The organism is Burkholderia gladioli (genome assembly GCF_000959725.1).
Taxonomy (GTDB): Bacteria; Pseudomonadota; Gammaproteobacteria; order Burkholderiales; family Burkholderiaceae; genus Burkholderia; species Burkholderia gladioli.
The window spans coordinates 566,429-588,049 of record NZ_CP009322.1 but is presented as its reverse complement, the minus strand read 5'-3'; the positions used below and the strand labels follow the sequence as shown (position 1 = coordinate 588,049).

Sequence of the window (21,621 nt, the reverse complement as noted above, 5' to 3'; positions counted from 1 at the left end):
CAACAAACAACTGATCCCAAAACCGCGCTGCGCCCTCAAGCGCTTTCGCGCTGCACCACCGAGAACCGCAGCTTCACGTGCCTGTACCCGGCCGCCAGCGCGGTGCCGTGCGCCATCGCGTCGAACAGCACCTCGCCGGTGCGCTGGCCGATGCCATGGGCATCGACGCTGACGGTGGTGATGGTCGGATGCGAGCATTCGGCCACCTCGAAATCGCCGAAGCCGGCCACCGCGATGTCCTCGGGCACGCGCAGGCCGCGCCGATGGCACTGCATGATCGCGCCGAAGGCCGACATGTCGCTGATCGACATCACCGCGTCGGTATCGGGCCAGCGCGCCAGCAGCGCGTCGAGCGCGGGGCCGCCGTGGGTCATGTCGGCCGGCGTGTCGCCGATGCGCACCACGCGCGGCTCGCCCAGGCCCAGCGCGCGCACCGCCGCGCGATATCCCTTGAGCCGCTCCATGCCGCGCCGGTCGTTGTCGTTGGCGCCGCACAGGAAGCCGATCCGGCGATAACCGCGCCCATGCAGGTAGACCACCATCTCGCGCGCCGCCCGCTGGTTCGAGAAACCCACCGCCGCGTCGATCGGCGCGCCAGGCAGGTCCCACATCTCGACGATCGGCACGCCCGCGCGCTTGAGCAGGGCGGTGGCGGCCTCGGTATGGAACGCGCCGGTCAGCGCGATGGCACGCGGCTGGTAGCGCAGGAAGGAACGGATCAGCCGCTCCTCGCGCGCGATGTCGTAGCCGGTATCGCCGATCAGCAGTTGCAGGCCCCGGGGCTCCAGCGCGTTCGACAGCCCGCGCACGGTATCGGAGAAGTTCGAGCTGGACAGCGACGGCACGATCACCGCGACGAAATCGGAACGCCCCGAGGAAAGCGCCCCCGCCGCCGCGTCGGCCACGTAGCCGAGCGTGTCGACCGCGCGCAGCACGCGCTCGCGGGTGGCGGCCGCCACCACGCGATGGTTGGCCAGCACGCGCGACACGGTCATCTTCGAGACGCCGGCCAGCCTGGCCACGTCGGCCATGCGCGGCGGCCCCTCGAGACGGGTCGGTGGGGGTTTCGGTGCGCGTCGGCTGGCATTGCCCATCGATAGGAGTCCGGTATGTCCTGTCCGCCTGGCGGGGCGGGTTGAAAAGTGGGCGACATCATACGGGACTCAAAAGCGCCGTGGGCTGATCCGGATCGAAATCGCGCGAGAAATGCCCGGGGGTGAAAAGGCCTGGACATCGATCGCATTCCTTATGGATCGCGGCCTGCACTCGAAAACGCGACGCCGGCGCCGCGCAAACGAACCAATCGGGAGCAGTGGAGAGAATCGTTGAGGATTCCAGGATCAATCGAGGCCGCGCGATGAGCTTCGCGCATCAATCGCGATCATTGATCCATAGTGCGGCGCAGCCGGCTTCGCAACGGCCGAGCGGGCCCGCGTCGCGCGCCGACAACAGTTTCGGCGGTGCGCGCCGCCCGGGCCGAACAGCCCGCGCGGCCATGAAAAAACCCGGCGGCGGCAAGGCGCCGGGCCGGGTTCCCCTTATCTCAGCGCGCTGCCGCGCTTGCCGGGCAGCGCGGCGACCAACGCCGCCCTGCCCGCCCATCCTCAATCCCAGTGACGGTAACCGCGATGATGGCGGCCATGGCCGTAGCGGCCGCGACGGTAATCGTCGTCGTAGGAGTTCGAGCGCGAGACGTTGCCGCCCAGCGCCGCACCGGCACCGCCGCCCAGGGCCGCGCCGACCAGGCCGCCCGAGCGTCCACCCATCGCGTTGCCGGCCGCCGTGCCGGCGCCGCCGCCGAGCGCGCCGCCGATGATGGCACCGGTGCGCTCGCGCCGGCTGGAGGTGACCGCGCCGCCGGCGCCGCCGCCCACCGCGCCGCCGATCACCGCGCCGGTGCTGCCGCCCACCGCGCCGCCGAGCGCGGCACCGGCCACGCCGCCGAGCGCGCCGCCCAGCGCATTGTTCAGGTCGCCGCGCGCGAGGGCCGGCATCGAAACGGCGGCGCCCAGGGCCGCGACCGCGACGAGTTTGATCAGTGTGTTCGCCATGATGAACGCTCTTGTTCGTTGAAGTACGGGGTTGCGTGAACCAATGGCGCTGAGTGTAGCGAAGCGATCGAAAGGAAGCTGTAACGCGCGGGATCGCCGCCCGTAAGAGGTGTAACAAAAATGTCAGGAACGACGAGACGATGCCAAAAAATCCCGTCGCACCCCACTCGCTGTAAAAACTACAGGCGCCGGCCGAAACTACAGCGCGCATGGCGCCGGGGCCGTTGCGGCGCGCACGGGCCGGCGCATGGCATGCCGCCCGCCTCGGGCACGGCCGTTGCGTTCCCCCCGCTGGCAGTCGGCAACCGCCGCCTGCCCAGCGCAACGGACGGCCCGATGGCACCTTCAACCGCAACCGCTTTCTCCCCGCATCTCTACTTCGTCGACGCGCGCCTGGTCGGCCCGCTCGATGCCTGGCCCGCCTGGTTCGAGCGGATCGCCGGGCTCGGCTTCGATCACGTGCTGGTCGGCGCGTTCAACACCACCGGCCGCGCCGGCCACCCGCGCGTGGTGGCCGACCACGATCGCCCGCACGAAGCCCTGGCCACCTCGCTCGACACCGGCGACGCGCTCGCGCGGCTGGTCGAGCAGGCCCGCGAATTCGGCCTGCGGCTGATGCTCGACGTGACGGTCGACCGGATCGCCGTCGAGCACCCGCTGCGCCGCGGCGCGCCGGACTGGTACATCGAGCGCGCGCACGACGACGCGCGCATCGACCCGCGCACGGCCGCCTTCGAACAGACCCTCGCCTATGCCGACATCACGCGGCCCGAGGTGGGCGAGGCGCTGGCCGGCTGGTGGCACGGCCGCTTCGCGACGCTCTCGGCAACCGGCCTGGCCGGCTTCCTGGTCGACGCGCCGCAGCGCCTGCCGGCCGAATGGTGGCGTGCCTGGCTGGGCTCGCGCCACGGCGAGCTCGACGACGTGCGCTGGATCGCCGGCATCCCCGGCCATGCGCGCGAGGCGCTGGGCGCCTTCGAGGGCGCCGGCTTCGACGGCGTGTTCAGTTCGCTGCGCTGGTGGGACCTGCGCGCGCCCTGGTTGCTCGACGAGCACGCGCTGCTGCGCCGGGTCGCCTCGCCGATCGCCTTCCCCGACGCCTTCGACGGCCCGCGCCTCGCGCACGACCTGCGCGGCCTGCCGCCCGAGGCGATCGAGCGCGGCTACCGGCGCGCGCTGGAGACCGCCGCGGCGCTCGGCACCGGCTGGCTGGTGCCGATGGGTTTCGAGCGCGGCGTCGCCACCCCGCTGATGACCGCGCATCCGCAGCCGGCCGCGTTCCGCGAGGCCTTCGAGCGCGCCCCGTTCGACCTGTCCGAGGCGCTCGCCGAGGCGAACCAGCGGCGGCGCGACTCGGCGGTGTTCGCCTCGCGCGGCGAGCTGGCGGCCCTGAGCGGCGCCGACGCGGCCGTCACCGTGCTGCTGCGCGGCGACAGCGACTGGCTGGAACAGGCCGACGAGGCCCTGCTGATCGCCCTGAACCCCGAACTCGACGCGCCCGGCGCCATCGATCCCGATTGCCTGGCCGGCGTGCCCGGCGCCTTCACGCGTTTCGCGCCGCTATCGGCGGGCCGCCGCGCGAAGACCGCCCCGCTCGGCCCGCTGGCGCTGATGCCCGGCGGCGTGAGCCTGCTGCGCGCGGCGCGCGCCAAGCCGGTCAAGCCCGGCAAGGAACCCAAGGACGGCGGCAAGAGCGCCGAGGCGAGCAAGAACGGCAAGCCCGCCAAGGGCGCCAAGGATACGAAACCCGCCCGGGACGAGGCCGGCCGCTCCGTGCAGGCGCAAGCCGACACCGCCCCGCGCCGCCGCGCCCGCTCGGCCGCCCAGGAAGCGCTGGCCGCCGCGCTCGAGGCCGACCGGATCGCGATCGAGCGTGTCGAGCCGAGCGTCGACGACGGCCGCTTCGCGGCCAAGCGCGTGGTGGGCGAGGCGATGCTCGTGAGCGCCACGCTGATCGTCGACGGCCATGCCCGGCTCGGCGCCGCGGTGGCCTTCCGCGCGGCCGACGAGGCCGACTGGCGCGAAGTGCCGCTGGCCCCGCTCGGCAACGACCGCTGGCAGGCCAGCATCCCGCTCGACCGGATCGGCCGCCACCAGTTCCGGGTGCTGGCCTGGCGCGACGACTGGGGCTCGCTGGTCGACGACATCGGCAAGAAGCACGCGGCCGGCCAGGAGATCGCGCTGGAGCTGCAGGAAGCGCGCGCGCTGCTGGCCGCCGCGCTGAAGACGAACCCGCGCGAAGCCGAGGACCCACGCCGCGACACGCGCGCCGCCCAAGCCCTGGCCAAGGCCTTCGACGGCAGCGACGCGGGCGGCCAGCTCGCCCTGCTGCTCGCGCCCGACTCGGCCGCCGCCTATGCCGCGCTGTACCGGCGCAGCGCGCTCACGCGCGACAGCCGCGTCCATCTCGTCGAGGTCGAGCGCCGCGCCGCGCGCTTCGGCAGCTGGTACGAGATGTTCCCGCGCTCGGCCGCCGACGACGTGCAGCGCCACGGCACGTTCGAGGACGTGGCGCGCCACCTGCCGCGAATCCGCGAGATGGGCTTCGATGTGCTGTATTTCCCGCCGATCCACCCGATCGGCCTGACCGCGCGCAAGGGGCGCAACAACAGCCTGCGCGCGGGCCCCGAGGACGTCGGCAGCCCCTATGCGATCGGCTCGCCGATCGGCGGCCATACCGAGCTGCATCCGAGCCTGGGCACGCTGGGCGCGTTCCGCTCGCTGGTCGCGCAGGCGCACGCGCACGGCATCGAGATCGCGCTCGACTTCGCGATCCAGTGCTCGCCCGACCATCCCTGGCTGGCGCGCCACCCGGGCTGGTTCGCCTGGCGCCCCGACGGCTCGCTGCGCTTCGCCGAGAACCCGCCCAAGCGCTACCAGGACATCGTCAACCCCGACTTCTACGCGAGCGACGCGATGCCCGAGCTGTGGGTCGCGCTGCGCGACGTGATCCTGCACTGGGTGGACGCCGGCGTGAAGATCTTCCGCGTCGACAATCCGCATACCAAGCCGCTGCCGTTCTGGGCCTGGCTGATCGAGGACGTGCGCGCGCGCCATCCCGACGTGGTGTTCCTCTCGGAAGCCTTCACGCGGCCGGCGATGATGTACCGGCTCGCCAAGCTCGGCTTCTCGCAGTCGTATACCTACTTCACCTGGCGCGAGAACAAGCACGAGCTGCGAGAGTACCTGCTGGAGCTGGCCGACGGCCCGGCGCGCGAATTCTTCCGCCCGAACTTCTTCGTCAACACGCCCGACATCAACCCGCGCTACCTGCACCACGCACCACGCGCGCAGTTCGTGATCCGCGCCGCGCTGGCCGCGCTGCTCTCGGGGCTGTGGGGCATGTACAGCGGTTTCGAGCTGGGCGAATCGGCGCCCTTGACCGACGACGGCGAGGAGTACCGCGACTCGGAGAAATACGAGCTGCGCGCGCGCGACTGGCACCGGCCCGGCAACCTGGCCGCCGAGATCGCCCTGCTCAACCGCCTGCGGCGCGGCAACCCCGCCCTGCAGACCCATCTCGGGATCCGCTTCCTCGACGCGCCCAACGATTCGGTGCTGGTGTTCCGCAAGGCCACGCCCGGCTTCGACAACGTGATCGTGGCCGCGATCAGCCTCGACCCCTGGGCGCCGCAGTCGACGGACTTCATGCTCGACGCGGCGCTCTACGAAGGCTGGGGCGTGCCCGAGGGCGCCGCGCTGCGCAGCGTGGAACTCGCCAACGGCCATCAGCACCATTGGCACGGCACCCGCCAATACGTGAACCTCGACCCGCATGCGCTGCCGTTCGCGCTCTGGCGCATCGCGCCCGACCAGCCGCGGCGCGCCGCCTCGACGCCGCTGCCCGGCGAAGGAAGCCATCGATGATCCGCGAAGACACCCTCGATTCGCCGCAACACGCGCCGTTCCAGCGCGGCGCCGACGGCGCCCGGCGCGGCACGCGCCGCAACGGGGCGCGCTTTTCCGAGCGCGGCACCCTGGCCGGCGATCCGCTCTGGTACAAGGACGCGATCATCTACCAGCTGCACGTGAAGTCCTTCTTCGACTCCAACGGCGACGGCATCGGCGACTTCCCCGGCCTGATCTCCAAGCTCGACTACATCGCCTCGCTCGGCGTGGACGCGCTGTGGCTGCTGCCCTTCTATCCCTCGCCGCGCCGCGACGATGGCTACGACATCGCCGACTACCGCAACGTCCATCCCGACTACGGCACCCTGGCCGACGTGCGCCGCTTCATCCGCGAGGCGCACGCGCGCGGCATCCGCGTGATCACCGAGCTGGTGATCAACCACACCTCGGACCAGCATCCCTGGTTCCAGCGCGCGCGCCGCGCCAAGCGCGGCTCGGTGCATCGCGACTACTACGTGTGGTCCGATACCGACACCAAGTTCGCCGGCACGCGCGTGATCTTCGTCGACAGCGAGCCGTCGAACTGGACCCACGACCCGGTCGCCGGCCAGTACTACTGGCACCGCTTCTACTCGCACCAGCCGGACCTCAACTTCGACAATCCGGCGGTGGTGCGCGAGGTGCTGCAGATCATGCGCTTCTGGCTGGACCTGGGCATCGACGGCCTGCGCCTGGACGCGGTGCCCTACCTGGTCGAGCGCGAGGGCACCAGCAACGAGAACCTGCCCGAGACGCACGCGGTGCTCAAGCGGATCCGCGCCGCGATCGACGCCGAATACCCCAATCGCATGCTGCTGGCCGAGGCCAACCAGTGGCCCGAGGACGTGCAGGAGTACTTCGGCCGCGAGGACGAATGCCACATGGCCTTCCACTTCCCGCTGATGCCGCGCATCTACATGTCGATCGCCAGCGAGGACCGCTTCCCGATCATCGACATCATGCGGCAGACGCCGGAGCTCGCGCCCAGCAACCAGTGGGCGATCTTCCTGCGCAACCACGACGAGCTGACCCTGGAGATGGTCACCGACGCCGAGCGCGACATGCTCTGGCAGGCCTACGCGAGCGACCGCCGCGCGCGCCTGAACCTCGGCATCCGGCGGCGCCTGGCGCCGCTGATGGAGCGCGACCGGCGCCGCATCGAGCTGATCAACTCGCTGCTGCTGTCGATGCCGGGCACGCCGGTGATCTACTACGGCGACGAGCTGGGCATGGGCGACAACATCCACCTCGGCGACCGCGACGGCGTGCGCACGCCGATGCAGTGGTCGGCCGACCGCAACGGCGGCTTCTCGCGCGCCGATCCCGAGCAACTGGTGCTGCCGCCCGTGATGGGCGCGCTGTACGGCTTCGACGCGGTCAACGTCGAGGCGCAATCGCGCGACCCGCATTCGCTGCTGAACTGGATGCGCCGGATCCTGGCCACGCGTCGCGCCACCCAGGTGTTCGGACGCGGCACGCTGCGCTTCCTGCGCCCCGAGAACCGCAAGGTGCTGGCCTACCTGCGCGAGCTGCCCGACGCGACGCCCGTGCTGTGCGTGGCCAACCTGTCGCGCGCCTCGCAGGCGGTCGAGCTCGACCTCTCCGAATTCGCCGGCAGCGTGCCGGTGGAGATGACCTCCGATTCGCCGTTCCCGGCGATCGGCGAGCTGCCCTACCTGCTGACCTTTCCGCCCTACGGCTTCCTGTGGTTCTCGCTCTCGCCGACCGGCGCCGAGCCGGCCTGGCACCGTCCGCATGCCGAGCCGCTGCCCGAGTACACCACCCTGGTGATGCGGCGCGGCGATGCACAGCCGGCCGCGCCGCTGGTCGCCACGCTGGAGGCCGAGGTGCTGCCGCAGTGGCTCACGCGGCGCCGCTGGTTCGCCTCGAAGGACCGCTCGCTGGACGCGGCACGCTTCGACTGCGTCACGTCGATACCCGGCGAGCCGTTCCAGTACGCGGAGGTGGTCGCGAGCTCCGACGGCCACGAGGAACGCTACGTGGTGCCGCTGGCCGCCGCCTGGGGCGACGAGACCCCGCATCCGCTGTTCATGCGGCTGGCGCTGGCGCGCGTGCGACGCGGCCCGACGGTCGGCTATTTGACCGACGCCTTCGCCTTGCCCGGCTTCGCGCACGGCGTGCTGGCCAAGCTGGCCGAGCACGCCAGCGTGCCCCTGACCAGTGGAGGGACCCTGGTGTTCTCGCCCGAGCCCACGCTCACCGAGGTGATGCAGGCGCTGGGCCCGACGCCCGGGATCCGCTGGCTCGCCGCCGAGCAGAGCAACAGCTCGCTGGTTATCGGCGAGACCCTGGTGCTCAAGCTGGTGCGGCGGGTGGCGGCCGGCATCCATCCCGAGGCCGAGATGAGCCGCCACCTGACGCGCGCCGGCTACGCCAACGCGCCGGCACTGGCCGGCGAGGTGCTGCGCGTGGGCGCCGACGGCACGCCGCACACGGTGGCGATCGTGCAGGCCTTCGTCGATAACCAGGGCGACGCCTGGGTCCGCTCGCTCGACTTCCTCAAGCGCGCGGTGGGTGACCTGGCGCTGTCGGCCTCGGCCACGCCCGATGCCCGGGAGGCCGACGGCGAGGCCGACGAGATCGACGCCTATGCCGAGTTCGCCGGCGCGATCGGCACGCGCCTGGGCGAGCTGCACGTGACGCTGGCCGCGCCCACCGACGACCCGGCCTTCGCGCCCGAGCGCGCCACGCCCGCCCATGTGGCGCGCTGGACGCAGGACGCGATCGCGATGGTCGATCGCGCGATGGGCCTGCTCGCGCCGCGTCTGGACGACCTCGACGACGGCGTGCGCGATGCCGCGCTTGCGCTGCTGGCCTCGCGCGAGGACCTGGTCGCGGCGCTCGATTCGCTGCTGCCGGAACACCTCGACGCGCTCTGCACGCGTATCCACGGCGATTTCCATCTCGGTCAGGTGCTCGACGTGCATGGCGACGCGATGCTGATCGACTTCGAGGGCGAGCCGGCCCGCGCGCTGGACGCACGCCGCGCGAAATCGCATCCCTTGCGCGACGTGGCGGGCCTGCTGCGCTCGCTCTCCTATGCCAGCGCGGCCGCGCAGTTCTCGATCGAGAAGGCCCCCGCGCCCACCGCCGACCTCAAGCGCACGCTGTTCGACCGCTTCGGGCAGGCCGCCGCCGACCGCTTCCTCGCCAACTACCGGCGCGCCGTCGAGCTCGCGCCCACGCCGTTCGCCGGGCCCGCCGATGCCGAGCGCCTGCTGATGCTGTTCCTGGTCGAGAAGGCCGCCTACGAGCTGGCCTACGAGGCCGCCAACCGGCCCGACTGGCTGAGCGTGCCGGTGCTCGGGCTGGCCGCGCTCAGCGCGCAACTGCTGGGCCGCGACCGCGGCCCGGACGAGGACGACCCGTCCTCCCAATCCCATTCACCCGACGAGCTCCCGCCGGAGAACCCGCAATGAGCGACACGCTGTTCGACCTGTCCGATATCGATGCGCTGCTGGACGCGCGCCACCCGGACCCGTTCGCCTGCCTCGGCAAGCATCGCCTCGGCGAGCGCACCGTGGTGCGCGCCCTGCTGCCCGGCGCGCATCGCGTGCACGCGGTGGCGCGCGAGGGCGGCCGCGTGCTCGGCGAGCTGGAGCGCGTGGCGCCGGCCGGCTGCTTCGCTGGCACGCTCGAGGACGACGCCGATTACCGGCTCTCGATCGACTGGATGACCGTGACCCAGGAGGTCGAGGACATCTATGCCTTCGGCCCGCTGCTGGCCGAGGACCGGCTCGCGCGCCTGGCCGAGGGCGACCCGCTGGCCGTGCTCGACTGCCTCGGCGCGCGGCCGATGAGCGTGGACGGCGTGCCCGGCGTGCGCTTCGCGCTGTGGGCGCCGAGCGCCGCGCGGATCTCGGTGGTGGGCGACTTCAACGCCTGGGACGGGCGCCGCAACCCGATGCGGCTGCGCCGCCCCTGGGGCGTGTGGGAGCTGTTCGTACCGCGCATCGGCGCAGGCGTGCGCTACAAGTTCGAGTTACGCACGCGCGAGGGCGTGGTGCTGCCGCTCAAGGCCGATCCTTGCGCGCGCGCCACCGAGGCGCCGCCGCTGACGGCCTCGGTGGTGGCCGACGCCGAGGCGCTGTCGAGCTTCGAATGGCACGATCAGGACTGGATGCGCCGCCGCGCCGAAACCGATGCCGAGCGCGCGCCGATGTCGGTCTACGAGGTCCATCCGGAATCCTGGCAAAGGATCGGCGATCCGCCGCGCGCACCGAGCTGGGACGAGCTGGCCGACCGGCTGATCCCCTACGCGGCAGGCATGGGCTTCACCCACATCGAGCTGATGCCGGTGGCCGAGTACCCGTTCGGCGGCTCCTGGGGCTACCAGCCGCTCTCGCCGTTCGCGCCCTCGGCGCGCTTCGGGCCGGTGGAGGGCTTCTCGCGCTTCGTCGACCGCGCGCACGCGGCCGGTCTCGGCGTGATCGTCGACTGGGTGGCCGCGCATTTTCCGACCGACCCGCACGGGCTCGGCCAGTTCGACGGCACCGCGCTCTACGAGCACGCCGATCCGCGCGAGGGTTTCCATCCCGACTGGAACACGCTGGTGTTCAACCTCGGCCGCCACGAGGTGCGCGGCTTCCTGATCGCCGCGGCGCTGGCCTGGGTGCGCGACCATCATGTCGACGGCTTGCGCGTCGACGCGGTGGCCTCGATGCTCTACCGCGACTATTCGCGCGCCTCGGGCGAGTGGGTGCCGAACGTGCACGGCGGGCGCGAGAACCTGGAATCGATCGCCTTCCTGCGCGGACTCAACGACACCCTGCACGGCCCGCTCGCGCCGCCCGGCGTGCTGAGCATCGCCGAGGAATCGACCGCCTGGCCCGGCGTGACGGCGCCCACCGCGCATGGCGGCCTGGGCTTCGACTTCAAGTGGAACATGGGCTGGATGCACGACACGCTGTCCTACCTCGGCGAGGACCCGATACATCGCCGCCATCACCACGACCGCATCGGCTTCGGCCTGGTCTACGCCTTCTCCGAGCGCTTCGTGCTGCCGCTCTCGCACGACGAGGTGGTGCACGGTAAGGGCTCGCTGCTGGCCAAGGTGCCGGGCGACGCCTGGCAGCGCTTCGCCACGCTGCGCGCCTACTACGGCTTCATGTGGGCGCATCCGGGCAAGAAGCTGCTGTTCATGGGCGGCGAGTTCGCCCAGCCCGGCGAGTTCTCGCACGACGGCCAGCCGCCCTGGGACCTGCTCGACGCGCCCGCGCATCGCGGCGTGCAGCGCCTGGTGCGCGACCTGAACCGCCTGAGCGCCGACGAACCTGCCTTGTACCGGCTCGACAGCCGGCCCGAGGGATTCGGCTGGCTGGTCGGCGACGACGCCAGCAACAGCGTCTATGCCTTCCAGCGCCGCGACGACAGCGGCCGCGTGCTGGTCGCCATCTGCAACTTCACGCCGGTGCCGCGCGAGGGCTACCGCGTCGGGCTGCCGGCGGGCGGGCGCTGGACCGAGCTGCTCAACACCGACAGCGCGGCCTACGGCGGCACCAATAGCGGCAACGGCGGCGCGCTCCAGGCGCAGGACGTGCCGGCGCATGGCCAGTCCTGGTCGGCGGAGCTGCGCCTGCCGCCGCTGGCCACGCTCTGGCTGCGCCCGGATTGAGGCCCGCGCGAGCCGCCCTCGCGCAGCCCGCCGCATCGAAACGACACGAGCAACGACGACAAACCAGGAGAGCAGCATCATGCGCGCAGCCACCGCCGACCGACTCGAACCGGGCAGGCCCTACCCGCTCGGCGCGAACTGGAACGGCCTGGGCATCAACTTCGCGGTGTTCTCGGCGCATGCCACGCGCATCCAGCTGTGCCTGTTCGATGCGACCGGGCGCAAGGAGATCGCGCGGCTGGACCTGCCCGAATGCACCGACGAGATCTGGCACGGCTACCTGCCCGACGCGCATCCGGGCACCGTCTACGCGTTTCGCGCCGACGGGCCCTACCAGCCGCAGCACGGCCATCGCTTCAATTCCTCGAAGCTGCTGCTCGACCCTTACGCGCGCAAGCTGATCGGGCAGTTCCGCTGGTCCGACGCGCTGTTCGCCTACCGGCTCCATTCGAACCGCGCCGATCTCTCGATCGACCGGCGCGATTCGGCGCCGGCCATGCCCAAGTGCGTGGTGGTCGACGAGACCTTCGACTGGCGCGACGACCGCCGCCCCGAGGTGCCCTGGCCGCAGACGGTGATCTACGAGACCCACGTGCGCGGCGTCTCGATGCGCCGCGGCGGGCTGCGCCAGCCCGAGCGCGGCACCTTCGCGGCGCTCGGCTCGCCCGGGTTCATCGAGCACCTGCTGCGGCTCGGCGTGACCACCGTCGAACTGCTGCCGGTGCATGCCTTCGTGCACAGCCGCGCGCTGGTCAACCGCGGCCTGCGCAACTACTGGGGCTACGACACGCTCGGCTTCTTCGCGCCCGAGCCGTCCTACCTGTCGACGCGCCGGCTCGACGAGATGCGCATCGCGATCCGCCAGCTGCACGCGGCCGGCATCGAGGTGCTGCTCGACGTGGTCTACAACCACACCTGCGAGGGCAACCAGCTGGGCCCCACGCTGAGCTGGCGCGGACTCGACAATGCTAGCTACTACCGGCTGCAGCCCAACGACCCGCGCCTCAACATCGACGAGACCGGCTGCGGCAACACGCTGAACCTCTCGCATCCCCGCGTGCTGCAGATGGTGATGGACTCGCTGCGCTACTGGTGCACCGCCTTCAACATCGACGGCTTCCGCTTCGACCTGAGCGTCACGCTGGGCCGCGAGCCGAACGGTTACGACAAGGGCTCGGGCTTCTTCGACGCGCTCGGCCAGGACCCGATCCTGGCCACCCGAAAGCTGATCGCCGAGCCCTGGGACGTGGGCCCCGGCGGCTACCAGCTCGGCAACCACCCGCCCGGCTTCGGCGAATGGAACGACCGCTTCCGCGACACGGTGCGCCGCTTCTGGCGCGGCGACGCAGGCATGCGCCCGGAGCTGGCCGCGCGCCTGGCCGGCTCGGCCGACATCTTCCACCACCAGCGGCGCCGGCCCTGGGCCTCGATCAACTTCGTGACCGCGCACGACGGCTTCACGCTGGCCGACCTGGTCGCCTATTCGTCCAAGCACAACGAGGCCAATGGCGAGGACAACCACGACGGCCGCGACGACAACTGCAGCGCAAACTGGGGCGTGGAGGGCACGACAGACGACGCCGGCATCCGCGCGGTGCGCGCGCGCGTGGCGCGCTCGATGCTGGTGACGCTGTACGCCGCGCTCGGCACGCCCATGCTGCTCGGCGGCGACGAGTTCGGCCGCAGCCAGCGCGGCAACAACAACGCCTACTGCCAGGACAACGAGCTGTCCTGGTTCGACTGGGAGCTGGCCGACAGCGAGGACGGCCGGCAGTTGAGCGCCTTCGTGGCACGCCTGGCCGCGCTGCGTCGCGAGCATCCGCTGCTGTCCGGGCCGCGTTATCCCTCGGGCGACCGCGAGGCGGCGCCGGGCCTGCGCGAGATCGACTGGTTCGACGAACGCGGCGAGAGCGTCTCGGTGCCGGCCTGGCAGGACCGCGAGCGCCGCGCGCTGACGATGCGCCGGGTGGGCCCCGATCGCCGGGGTGAATGCGAGGCGCTGTTGCTGATGCTCAACGGCTCGGCCCAGCCGCTGCGCTTCGTGCCGCCCGCGCCGATGCTCGCGTGGCGTGTGCTGGCCGACAGCAGCCGGCCCGAGGTGGAGGCCGAGGCGCTGCCCGCCGAAGGCATCGAGTTGCCGCCGCACACGGCCCTGATCGCGGCCGCGAAGCTGGGCGCGCGCGAACGCGTCCGGCTCGACGAGACGAACACCGACGCGACGGGCGACGCCTTGCCCGAGGATGCCGAGGACGCGCCCGACGAACTGCCGGCCGCCGCCGCGCCGGCCGACGAGCCCGGCGCGCAACCCGAGCCGGTCGCGCAGCGCGCGGCCGCCGCGGCATCCGCCAGCCGGCAGTCGATCCCGGTGCCGGCATCGATTGGGGCATGCGCCCCACGACACGCCGCCGGCACGGCTGCCGATTCCGCCGCGCGACGCGAAGCGCCGCGCCACACCGGCCGCGCCAGCCCGCGCGCGGCCGCTCCCGATTCCGCGCGCGCGCCGGCCCCGCCGCGAGGCTGACGCTGACGCGCTCTTTCCCGAGGATGTGACGATGTCCGATTCCCTGTCCTATCCCGCCGGCCGCCACGCGTATCCGGCCTCGTTCGGCGCCTGCTGCCTCGATGCGCGGCGCACCCACTTCCGGCTGTGGGCGCCCGCCTGCCAGGCCGTCTCGGTCGAGCTCGACGACGGCCAGCGCCAGGCCAGCGTCGCCATGACCGCCCGCGAGGGCGGCTGGTTCGACACCACCGCGCCGTTCGGCCCCGGCACGCGCTACCGCTACCGGCTCGACGGCGGCGAGGCGGTGCCCGATCCCGCCTCGCGCTTCCAGCCCGAGGGCGTGCACGGCCCGAGCGAGGTGATCGACCCGGCCGCCTATCGCTGGCGGCACGACGACTGGCGCGGCCGGCCCTGGCACGAGACGGTGATCTACGAGCTGCACGTGGGCGCGCTGGGCGGCTATCGCGGGGTCGAGCGGCGGCTCGGCGAGCTGGCCGCGCTCGGCGTGACGGCGATCGAGCTGATGCCGCTGGCCAGCTTCCCCGGCGAGCGCAACTGGGGCTACGACGGCGTGCTGCCGTTCGCGCCGCCGGCCCCCTATGGGCGTCCCGAGGACCTCAAGGCCTTGATCGACGCCGCCCACGGCCTGGGCCTGCAGGTCTTCGTCGACGTGGTCTACAACCACTTCGGCCCCGACGGCAACTGGCTGGCCAGTTATGCGCCGAGCTTCTTCCGCGAGGGAACGCACACCGCCTGGGGCCCCGCGATCGATTTCGATCGCGACGAGGTGGGACGCTTCTTCACCGACAACGCGCTCTACTGGCTGGAGGAATTCCGCGTCGACGGGCTGCGCATCGATGCCGCGCACGCGATCGACAACGACGGCTGGCTGGTCGCGCTGGCCGCGCGCGTGCGCGACTACGCGAACCACACGCGGCATATCCACCTGGTGCTGGAGAACGAGCGCAACAGCGCGCGCCTGCTCGGCGACGCCGGCTTCGACGCGCAATGGAACGACGACTTCCACAACAGCCTGCACGTGCTGCTGACCGGCGAGCGCGAGGGCTATTACCGCGCCTATGCCGACGCGCCGCTGCAGCGCCTCGCGCGCACCCTGGCCGAGGGCTTCGCCTACCAGGGCGAGCCCTCGCCGCTGCATGAAGGGCGGCCGCGCGGCGAACCGAGCGCGCATCTGCCGCCCACCGCCTTCGTGGCCTTCCTGCAGAACCACGACCAGGTCGGCAACCGCGCCTTCGGCGAGCGGCTGCGCATGCTGATCAACGACGACGCGCTGCGCGCGGCCACCGCGCTGCTGCTGCTCGCGCCGCAGGTGCCCTTGCTGTTCATGGGCGAGGAAACCGGCTCGACCCAGCCCTTCCAGTTCTTCACCGACTACCAGGGCGAGCTGGCCGACGCGGTGCGCGAGGGGCGCCGCCGAGAGTTCGCGGCATTTCCCGCCTTCGCCAGCGCCGAGCACCGCGAGGCGATCCCCGATCCGAACGATCCCGCCACCTTCGCGCGCGCCTCGCTGGCCGCCGTCGACGCCGACCACGAGAGCGACGACGCGCGCGCCTGGCGTGCCTTCTATCGTGGCGCGCTGGCGGTGCGCTCGGGCTTCATCGTGCCGCACCTGCCCGGCGCGCGCGCCGAGGGCGTGACGCTGCTGGGGGGCGCGGCCGGCGGCGACGCGCCGCCCGCGAACCCCGGGCGCGACGCTCGCGATCCGGATCGCGCCGCGGGCGACGCGCCCCGGCCGCGCGACGACGATCCCCGCGCTCGCCCCCGACGAATCGCGGCTGCCGCAGGTCGATCCCGAGCGGCAGGGCGAGCGCGAGGCCGCGGCCGAACTCGCCGCCGCGACCGCGCGCAAGGCCGCCCGCGACGGCGGCGGCGCGCCGGCCGCCGCGCCGCGCGCGCTGGTCGCGCGCTGGCGGCTCGGCAACGGCGCGGGCCTGACGATCGCGCTGAATCTGGAGGACCGCGCGATCGCCCTGCCCGAGCTGCCGCCCGGCAAGATCGTGTTCGAGACGCCGCCGCGCGTGCGCGATTCGCTCGGCGAGGGCCGGCTCGACGCGCATGCCTGCCTGGCCTGGCTCGATGCGCCGGCCGACGCGCGGCGCGAGGGGCACGGCCGATGAGCGCCGCGCAAGCCTCCTCGATCGCGGCGCTGGCGCGCGCGGCCGGCCTCGAGCCGGACTGGACCGATGCCGGCGGCACCGCGCGGCGCGTCGACGACGCGGCGCTGGCGGTGCTGCTCGATGCGCTCGGGCTGCCCTGCGCGACGCGTGCCGATCGCGAATGGAGCAGCGCCGCGCTGCATGCTCCGGCCGCCGCGCCGCCGCTCGTGACGGCCGACGTGGGCGCGCCGGTGCCCTGGCCCGGCGGGCACGACCGCGTCGGCGACAGCTACACGCTGAGGCTGGAGAGCGGCGAATCCAGCCAGGGCAAGCTGCTTGCCGATGCTGGCGGCGCAGGCTCCGGCCCCGGCCTTCTGCTGCCGCCGATCGCGACGCCCGGCTACCACCAGGTCGAGACCGCCTCGACGAGCCTCACCGTCGCCGTCGCGCCGGCGCGCGGCTGGACCCTCGACGACGCCGCGCACGCGGCCGGCCGCGCGCGCCCGTTCGGCCTGGCGGCCCAGCTCTACGGCCTGCGCCGCGACGGCGACCTGGGCCTGGGCGACACCAGCGCGCTGGCCACCCTGGCGCGCTCGGCCGCGAGGCTGGGCGCCGACGCGCTGGCGCTGAGCCCGACCCACGCCAGCTTCCCGGCCCAGCCCGAGCGCGACAGCCCCTATTCGCCCTCCTCGCGGCGCTGGCACAACCTCGCCTATGTCGATCCCGACATGGTGCTGGGCGCCGAGGCGACGCGCGCCGTGCTGGCCGAAACCGGGCTCGCCGAGACCGCCGAGGCGCTGTCGCGCGCGCCGCTGGTCGACTGGCCGCGCGCGCTTCATCTCAAGCTGCGCGTGCTGCGCGCCCTGTTCGAGCGCTGGCGCGCGCATCCCTCGGCCGAACACGAGGCCTTCGCGCGCTTTTCGACCGAAGGCGGCGACGCGCTGCACGCGCAAGCCGTGTTCGACGCCCTGCAGGCGCAGGCCATCGCCGAGCGGCTCGGCCCCGACTGGCGCCGCTGGCCCGCAGAGTGGCAGAGCCCCGGCACCACCGAGGTACGCGCCTTCGCGGCCGCGCACGCCGAGCACGTCGCCTTCTTCGCCTTCACGCAATGGCTGGCCTCGCGCGGGCTGGACGGCGCGCGCCAGGCCGCGCGCGAGGCCGGCATGTCGATCGGCACGATCGCCGATCTCGCGGTCGGCGTGGCGCCCGACGGCGCCGATGCCTGGGCCGCGCCGCACACGCTGCTCTCGGGGCTGTCGATCGGCGCGCCGCCCGACCTGTTCAATCCCGAGGGCCAGGCCTGGGGCGTCGCCACCTGGACCCCGGCCGGCCTGCGCGCGAACGGCTACGCGCCCTTCATCGCGCTGCTGCGCGGCGCCTTCGCGCATGCCGGCGGCGTGCGCATCGATCACATCCTCGGCTTCCAGCGGTTGTGGATCGTGCGCGACGGCGGCTCGCCGCGCGAGGGCGCCTACCTGCGCTACCCGCTCGACGACCTGCTGCGGCTGGTCGCGCTCGAATCCTCGCGGCATCGCGCCATCGCGATCGGCGAGGATCTCGGCACCGTGCCCGAGGGCTTGCGCGAACGGCTGGCCGCGCGCGGCATCGCCGGGATGCGCGTGCTCGCCTTCGAGCGCGAACGCGACGGCGCGTTCCGGCCGCCCGAGGCCTGGGACCGCGACGCGGCGGCGATGTCCTCCACGCATGACCTGCCGACGCTGGCCGGCTGGTGGCGCGGCGTCGACCTGGCCTGGCGCCGGCATGTGCTGGCCGGGCAGGACCGGCGCGCCGACGAGGGCGGGCCGGCGCGCGAGGCCGGTGAGGCCGCAGCGGCAAGCGCCGCGTTCGCCGACGCGATGCAGCCCGATGATCCCGAGGCAACCTGGCCACCCATGGAGAACCGCATGATCGATAGGGCTTCGTCTCTCGCCCCCGCTTTGCAGGAACACGCGCCCTCGCCGACGCGGCCGGTGGCGCGCGATGCCGAAGTGCCGCGCGATGCAGTGGAGGCGGCCGGCGCTTCCGGGGCTTGCACCGCACCGGCCGCCGCCGCCGCGCCGCTGCCGCCCGATCTCGCCGCACGCGAGGCCGATCGCGCCCAGCTCTGGCAGGCGCTGCTGGCGGCCGGCGTGGTGCCGCCCAACGCGGCCTCCCAGGCACCGCCGCCGGCCGACGCGCCGCCCGTGGCGGCGGCACTGGCCTTCGTCGCGCGCAGCGCCTCGACGCTCGCCCTGCTGCCGCTCGAGGACCTGCTGGCCCTGCCCGCCCAGCCAAACCTGCCGGGGCCGCCGGTCGGCCATCCGAACTGGCGACGGCGCATGCCGCGCGACACGGCGCGGCTGATCGACGATCCCGCCGCGGCCGCGCTGGCGGCCATCGCGCTCGCGCGCCGCACCGCGGGAGAGCCGCGATGAGCCCGCCGCGCGCAACCCTGCGCCTGCAACTGCACGCCGGCTTCGGTTTCGACGATGCCGCCGCCTACGTGGACCAATACGCGAAGCTCGGCGTGAGCCATGTCTACCTGTCGCCGATCACCCAGGCCGAACCGGGCTCGACGCACGGCTACGACTGCGTCGACTACGGGCGCATCAGCGAGGAGCTGGGCGGCGAGCACGGTTTCGTGCGGCTGGTCGGCGCGCTGCGCCGTCACGGGCTCGGCACCGTGGTCGATTTCGCGCCGAACCACATGGGCGTGGGCGGCACCTCGAACGGCTGGTGGAACGACGTGCTCGAATGGGGGCCGCGCAGCCGTTACGCGCGCCACTTCGACATCGACTGGCAGCCCGCCGACCCGACGCTGCACGGCCGTGTGCTGCTGCCCTGCCTGGGCCGCCCCTATGGCGAGGCGCTGGCGGCCGGCGAGATCGCGCTGCAGGCCGACCCGGCCAGCGGCCGGCTGTCGGTGGCCTGCCCCGGGCGCACGCTGCCGATCGGCCTGGGCGCCTATGCCGAGGTGCTGCGCGCCGCGCACGATCCCGGCCTCGACACGCTGGCCGCGCGCTTCGCGCCGCTGGCCGACGCGCCGCCGGGCGCGCCGCGCATCGCGCTGGCCTTCGAGGCGCTGCGCGAGCATCTGCGCGCCCATGGCCGCGACGCGCTCGACGCCGCGCTGCGCCATTACGCGGCCGACCACGAAGCAGGCCGCGCGCGCCTGCACGCCCTGCTCGAACGGCAGGCCTGGCGGCTCGCCTGGTGGCGCACCGCCAGCGACGAGATCAACTGGCGCCGCTTCTTCGACATCGACACGCTGGCCGGCGTGCGCGTCGAGGACGATGCGGTGTTCGAGGACGTGCACGCGCTGCTGTTCCGCCTGGTCGACGCGGGGTTGATCGATGGCGTGCGCATCGACCATGTCGACGGCCTGGCCGATCCGCGCGGCTACTGCCGCAAGCTGCGCGCGCGCCTGGCCGCGCTGCGCGAGCCGGCGCCCTACCTGGTGGTGGAGAAGATCCTCGCGCGCGGCGAGACGCTGCCGGCCGACTGGCTGGCCGACGGCACCACCGGCTACGACTTCATGGACGAGGTGAGCGCGCTGCTGCACGATCCGGCCGGCGCCGAGCCGCTGGAACATCACTGGGCCGAACTGTCGGGCAGCACGGCCGATTTCGCCGACGAGGCGCTGGCCGGCAAGCGCGAGGCGGTGCCGCGCCAGCTGGCGGCCGAGGCCGAGCGCCTGGCCGATGCGCTGCACGCGATCGCGCGCGCCGATCCGCGCACGCGCGACCTGGCCCGTGCGCCGCTGCGGCGCGCGGCCATCGAGCTGGCCGCGCAACTGCCGGTCTACCGGCTCTATCCGCTGGAAGGCGAGCGCGAGCAGGAGCGGCCCTTCATCGAGGCCGCCGCGCGCGCCGCCGCCCGGGCCCTGCCGCGCACCGATCGCGCCGCGCTCGACCACGCGCTGGCCTGGCTGGGCTGGCCCGAGCTGGCCGGCGATACCGTCGTACCGGACGTCGATCCCGCGCTGTCGTTGCGCGCGCAACTGTCCTTCGCGCGGCTGAGCGCGCCGCTCGCGGCCAAGGGTGTGGAGGATACCGCCTGCTATCGCTATGGCCGCCTGCTGTCGCGCAACGAGGTGGGCGCCGATGCGCAACGGCTCGCGCTATCGCCGGAGGATTTCCACGCGCGCAATCTCGAGCGCGCGCGATGCATGCCGGCCACCATGCTGGCGACCGCCACCCACGACCACAAGCGTGGCGAGGACGTGCGCGCGCGGCTGGCCGTGCTCAGCGAGATGCCGGTGCCCTGGCGCGGCGCGCTGGAAGCCTGGCATGCGCGCAACGCGCCGCCGGCAGACGGCCCGAGCCGCGCCACCGAAGCCATGCTCTACCAGACGCTGGCCGGCTGTTGGCCCCCCACGCTCGGGCCCGACGACGCCGAGGGCCTGGCCGAACTCACCGAGCGCATCGTGCGCTGGCAGACCAAGGCGCTGCGCGAGGCCAAGCGCGAGACCGGGTGGCTCGCGCCCGACGCGCGCTACGAGCAGGCCTGCGAGGATTTCGTGCGCGAGATCCTGCGGCCGCGCGGCATCGACGATTTCGCGCACGCGCTGCATGCCTTCGTGGCCCGCATCGCGCCGGCCGGCGCGGTCAATTCGCTGCTGCAGACCGCGCTGCGGATCGCCTCGCCCGGCGTGCCCGATCTCTACCAGGGCACCGACGCCTGGGATTTCAGCCTGGTCGATCCCGACAACCGCCGCGAGGTGGATTTCGCCGAGCGGCGCGCGATCCCCGTCGACGGCCCGGTGGCCGGCTACCTGCCGACCTGGGCCGACGGGCGCGTCAAGCGCGCGCTGGTCACCCGCATGCTGGGCTTGCGGGCACGTCATCCCGAGACATTCGCGAGCGGCGCCTACCTGCCGCTGGCGATCGAGGGACCGGCCAGCGCGCATGCGATCGCGCTGATGCGGCACGACGCGCAAACCCGCATCGTGGTGGTCGGCAGCCGGCTCGCGCTCGGCCTGCTGGCCCCGGACGATGCCGGGCCGCGCATCGAGGCGCGTCATTGGGGCGACGCCAGCGTGGTGCTGCCTCTCGACATGCCGGCCGGGGCCGCGGCCTGGCGCGACGAGCTGGGCGATCGCGATTTCCAGGCCACGCGGGATGGCGGCGGCACCCGGCTGCGGCTGGCCGATCTGCTGGCCGACCTGCCCGTCGCGGTGCTGGTCGACAGCAGTTCGTGAGCGCCGTGCCGGCCTCGCGCGCCACGCACATCCTCTGTCCCGGAAAAGCAGCACAGACGGCCTCGCGTTGACATCGATTTCTGGCGGCTCGTTAATGAGGTTTTATGATCGAGCCGCCGGATCGATGCGCCACGTCCATTCACGCGTTGCCCCGCCATCGCCTCGACGGCCGGGCGCCGTTCCCCACGATCCTCGCGAGCGAGGCGCCGACGCAGCGCAGCGCCGACTTGTCGACCCCGTCGTCGATCCCG

The 21,621-nt window shown here is 73.0% G+C and carries 8 protein-coding genes and 1 pseudogene; 7 read left to right on the top strand and 2 right to left on the bottom strand.

Annotated features, from left to right (window positions below; translation table 11 throughout):
* Positions 1-35: 35 nt before the first annotated feature.
* Positions 36-1,031 (bottom strand): LacI family DNA-binding transcriptional regulator, encoded by a 996-nt coding sequence (locus tag BM43_RS03435; protein WP_036056854.1) that lies wholly within the window; start codon positions 1,029-1,031, stop codon positions 36-38.
* Positions 1,032-1,604: 573 nt separating this feature from the next.
* Positions 1,605-2,051 (bottom strand): hypothetical protein, encoded by a 447-nt coding sequence (locus tag BM43_RS03430; protein WP_025099222.1) that lies wholly within the window; start codon positions 2,049-2,051, stop codon positions 1,605-1,607.
* A 336-nt stretch (positions 2,052-2,387) separates the two neighbouring features.
* Here BM43_RS03430 and BM43_RS03425 point away from each other — a divergent pair, with 336 nt between their 5' ends.
* From BM43_RS03425 to treY, 7 genes and pseudogenes are all read left to right on the top strand, one after another.
* Entirely contained in the window at positions 2,388-5,918 is a 3,531-nt protein-coding gene (locus tag BM43_RS03425) for an alpha-1,4-glucan--maltose-1-phosphate maltosyltransferase (protein WP_052409316.1), read from the top strand.
* On the top strand, positions 5,915-9,379 hold the full coding sequence (treS, locus tag BM43_RS03420; protein WP_036056855.1) for a maltose alpha-D-glucosyltransferase: 3,465 nt from the start codon (positions 5,915-5,917) through the stop codon (positions 9,377-9,379). The genes BM43_RS03425 and treS overlap by 4 nt, the downstream gene beginning before the upstream one ends.
* Positions 9,376-11,574: a 1,4-alpha-glucan branching protein GlgB gene (gene glgB, locus BM43_RS03415; protein WP_036056856.1), complete on the top strand. Its 2,199-nt coding sequence runs from the start codon at positions 9,376-9,378 to the stop codon at positions 11,572-11,574. The genes treS and glgB overlap by 4 nt, the downstream gene beginning before the upstream one ends.
* A gap of 79 nt (positions 11,575-11,653) precedes the next feature.
* Positions 11,654-14,095, top strand: coding sequence for a glycogen debranching protein GlgX (gene glgX, locus BM43_RS03410; RefSeq protein WP_036056858.1), 2,442 nt, complete (start codon positions 11,654-11,656; stop codon positions 14,093-14,095).
* A gap of 31 nt (positions 14,096-14,126) precedes the next feature.
* Positions 14,127-16,212 (top strand): annotated as a pseudogene (gene treZ / locus BM43_RS37420) (malto-oligosyltrehalose trehalohydrolase).
* Positions 16,209-18,605, top strand: coding sequence for a 4-alpha-glucanotransferase (gene malQ, locus BM43_RS37415; protein WP_036056859.1), 2,397 nt, complete (start codon positions 16,209-16,211; stop codon positions 18,603-18,605). Before treZ ends, malQ begins: the two are co-directional and overlap by 4 nt.
* The gene (gene treY / locus BM43_RS03400) at positions 18,602-21,370 is read left to right on the top strand and encodes a malto-oligosyltrehalose synthase (RefSeq protein ID WP_036056860.1); all 2,769 of its coding nucleotides are present in this window, start codon (positions 18,602-18,604) and stop codon (positions 21,368-21,370) included. Before malQ ends, treY begins: the two co-directional genes overlap by 4 nt.
* Positions 21,371-21,621: the final 251 nt, after the last annotated feature.

Excerpts from the sequence above, each read along its gene's own strand:
- BM43_RS03435 (WP_036056854.1), bottom strand. The coding sequence starts at position 1,031 with ATGGCCGACGTGGCCAGGCTGGCCGGCGTCTCGAAGATGACCGTGTCG.
- BM43_RS03430 (WP_025099222.1), bottom strand. The coding sequence starts at position 2,051 with ATGGCGAACACACTGATCAAACTCGTCGCGGTCGCGGCCCTGGGCGCC.
- BM43_RS03425 (WP_052409316.1), top strand. The coding sequence starts at position 2,388 with ATGGCACCTTCAACCGCAACCGCTTTCTCCCCGCATCTCTACTTCGTC.
- treS (WP_036056855.1), top strand. The coding sequence starts at position 5,915 with ATGATCCGCGAAGACACCCTCGATTCGCCGCAACACGCGCCGTTCCAG.
- glgB (WP_036056856.1), top strand. The coding sequence starts at position 9,376 with ATGAGCGACACGCTGTTCGACCTGTCCGATATCGATGCGCTGCTGGAC.
- glgX (WP_036056858.1), top strand. The coding sequence starts at position 11,654 with ATGCGCGCAGCCACCGCCGACCGACTCGAACCGGGCAGGCCCTACCCG.
- malQ (WP_036056859.1), top strand. The coding sequence starts at position 16,209 with ATGAGCGCCGCGCAAGCCTCCTCGATCGCGGCGCTGGCGCGCGCGGCC.
- treY (WP_036056860.1), top strand. The coding sequence starts at position 18,602 with ATGAGCCCGCCGCGCGCAACCCTGCGCCTGCAACTGCACGCCGGCTTC.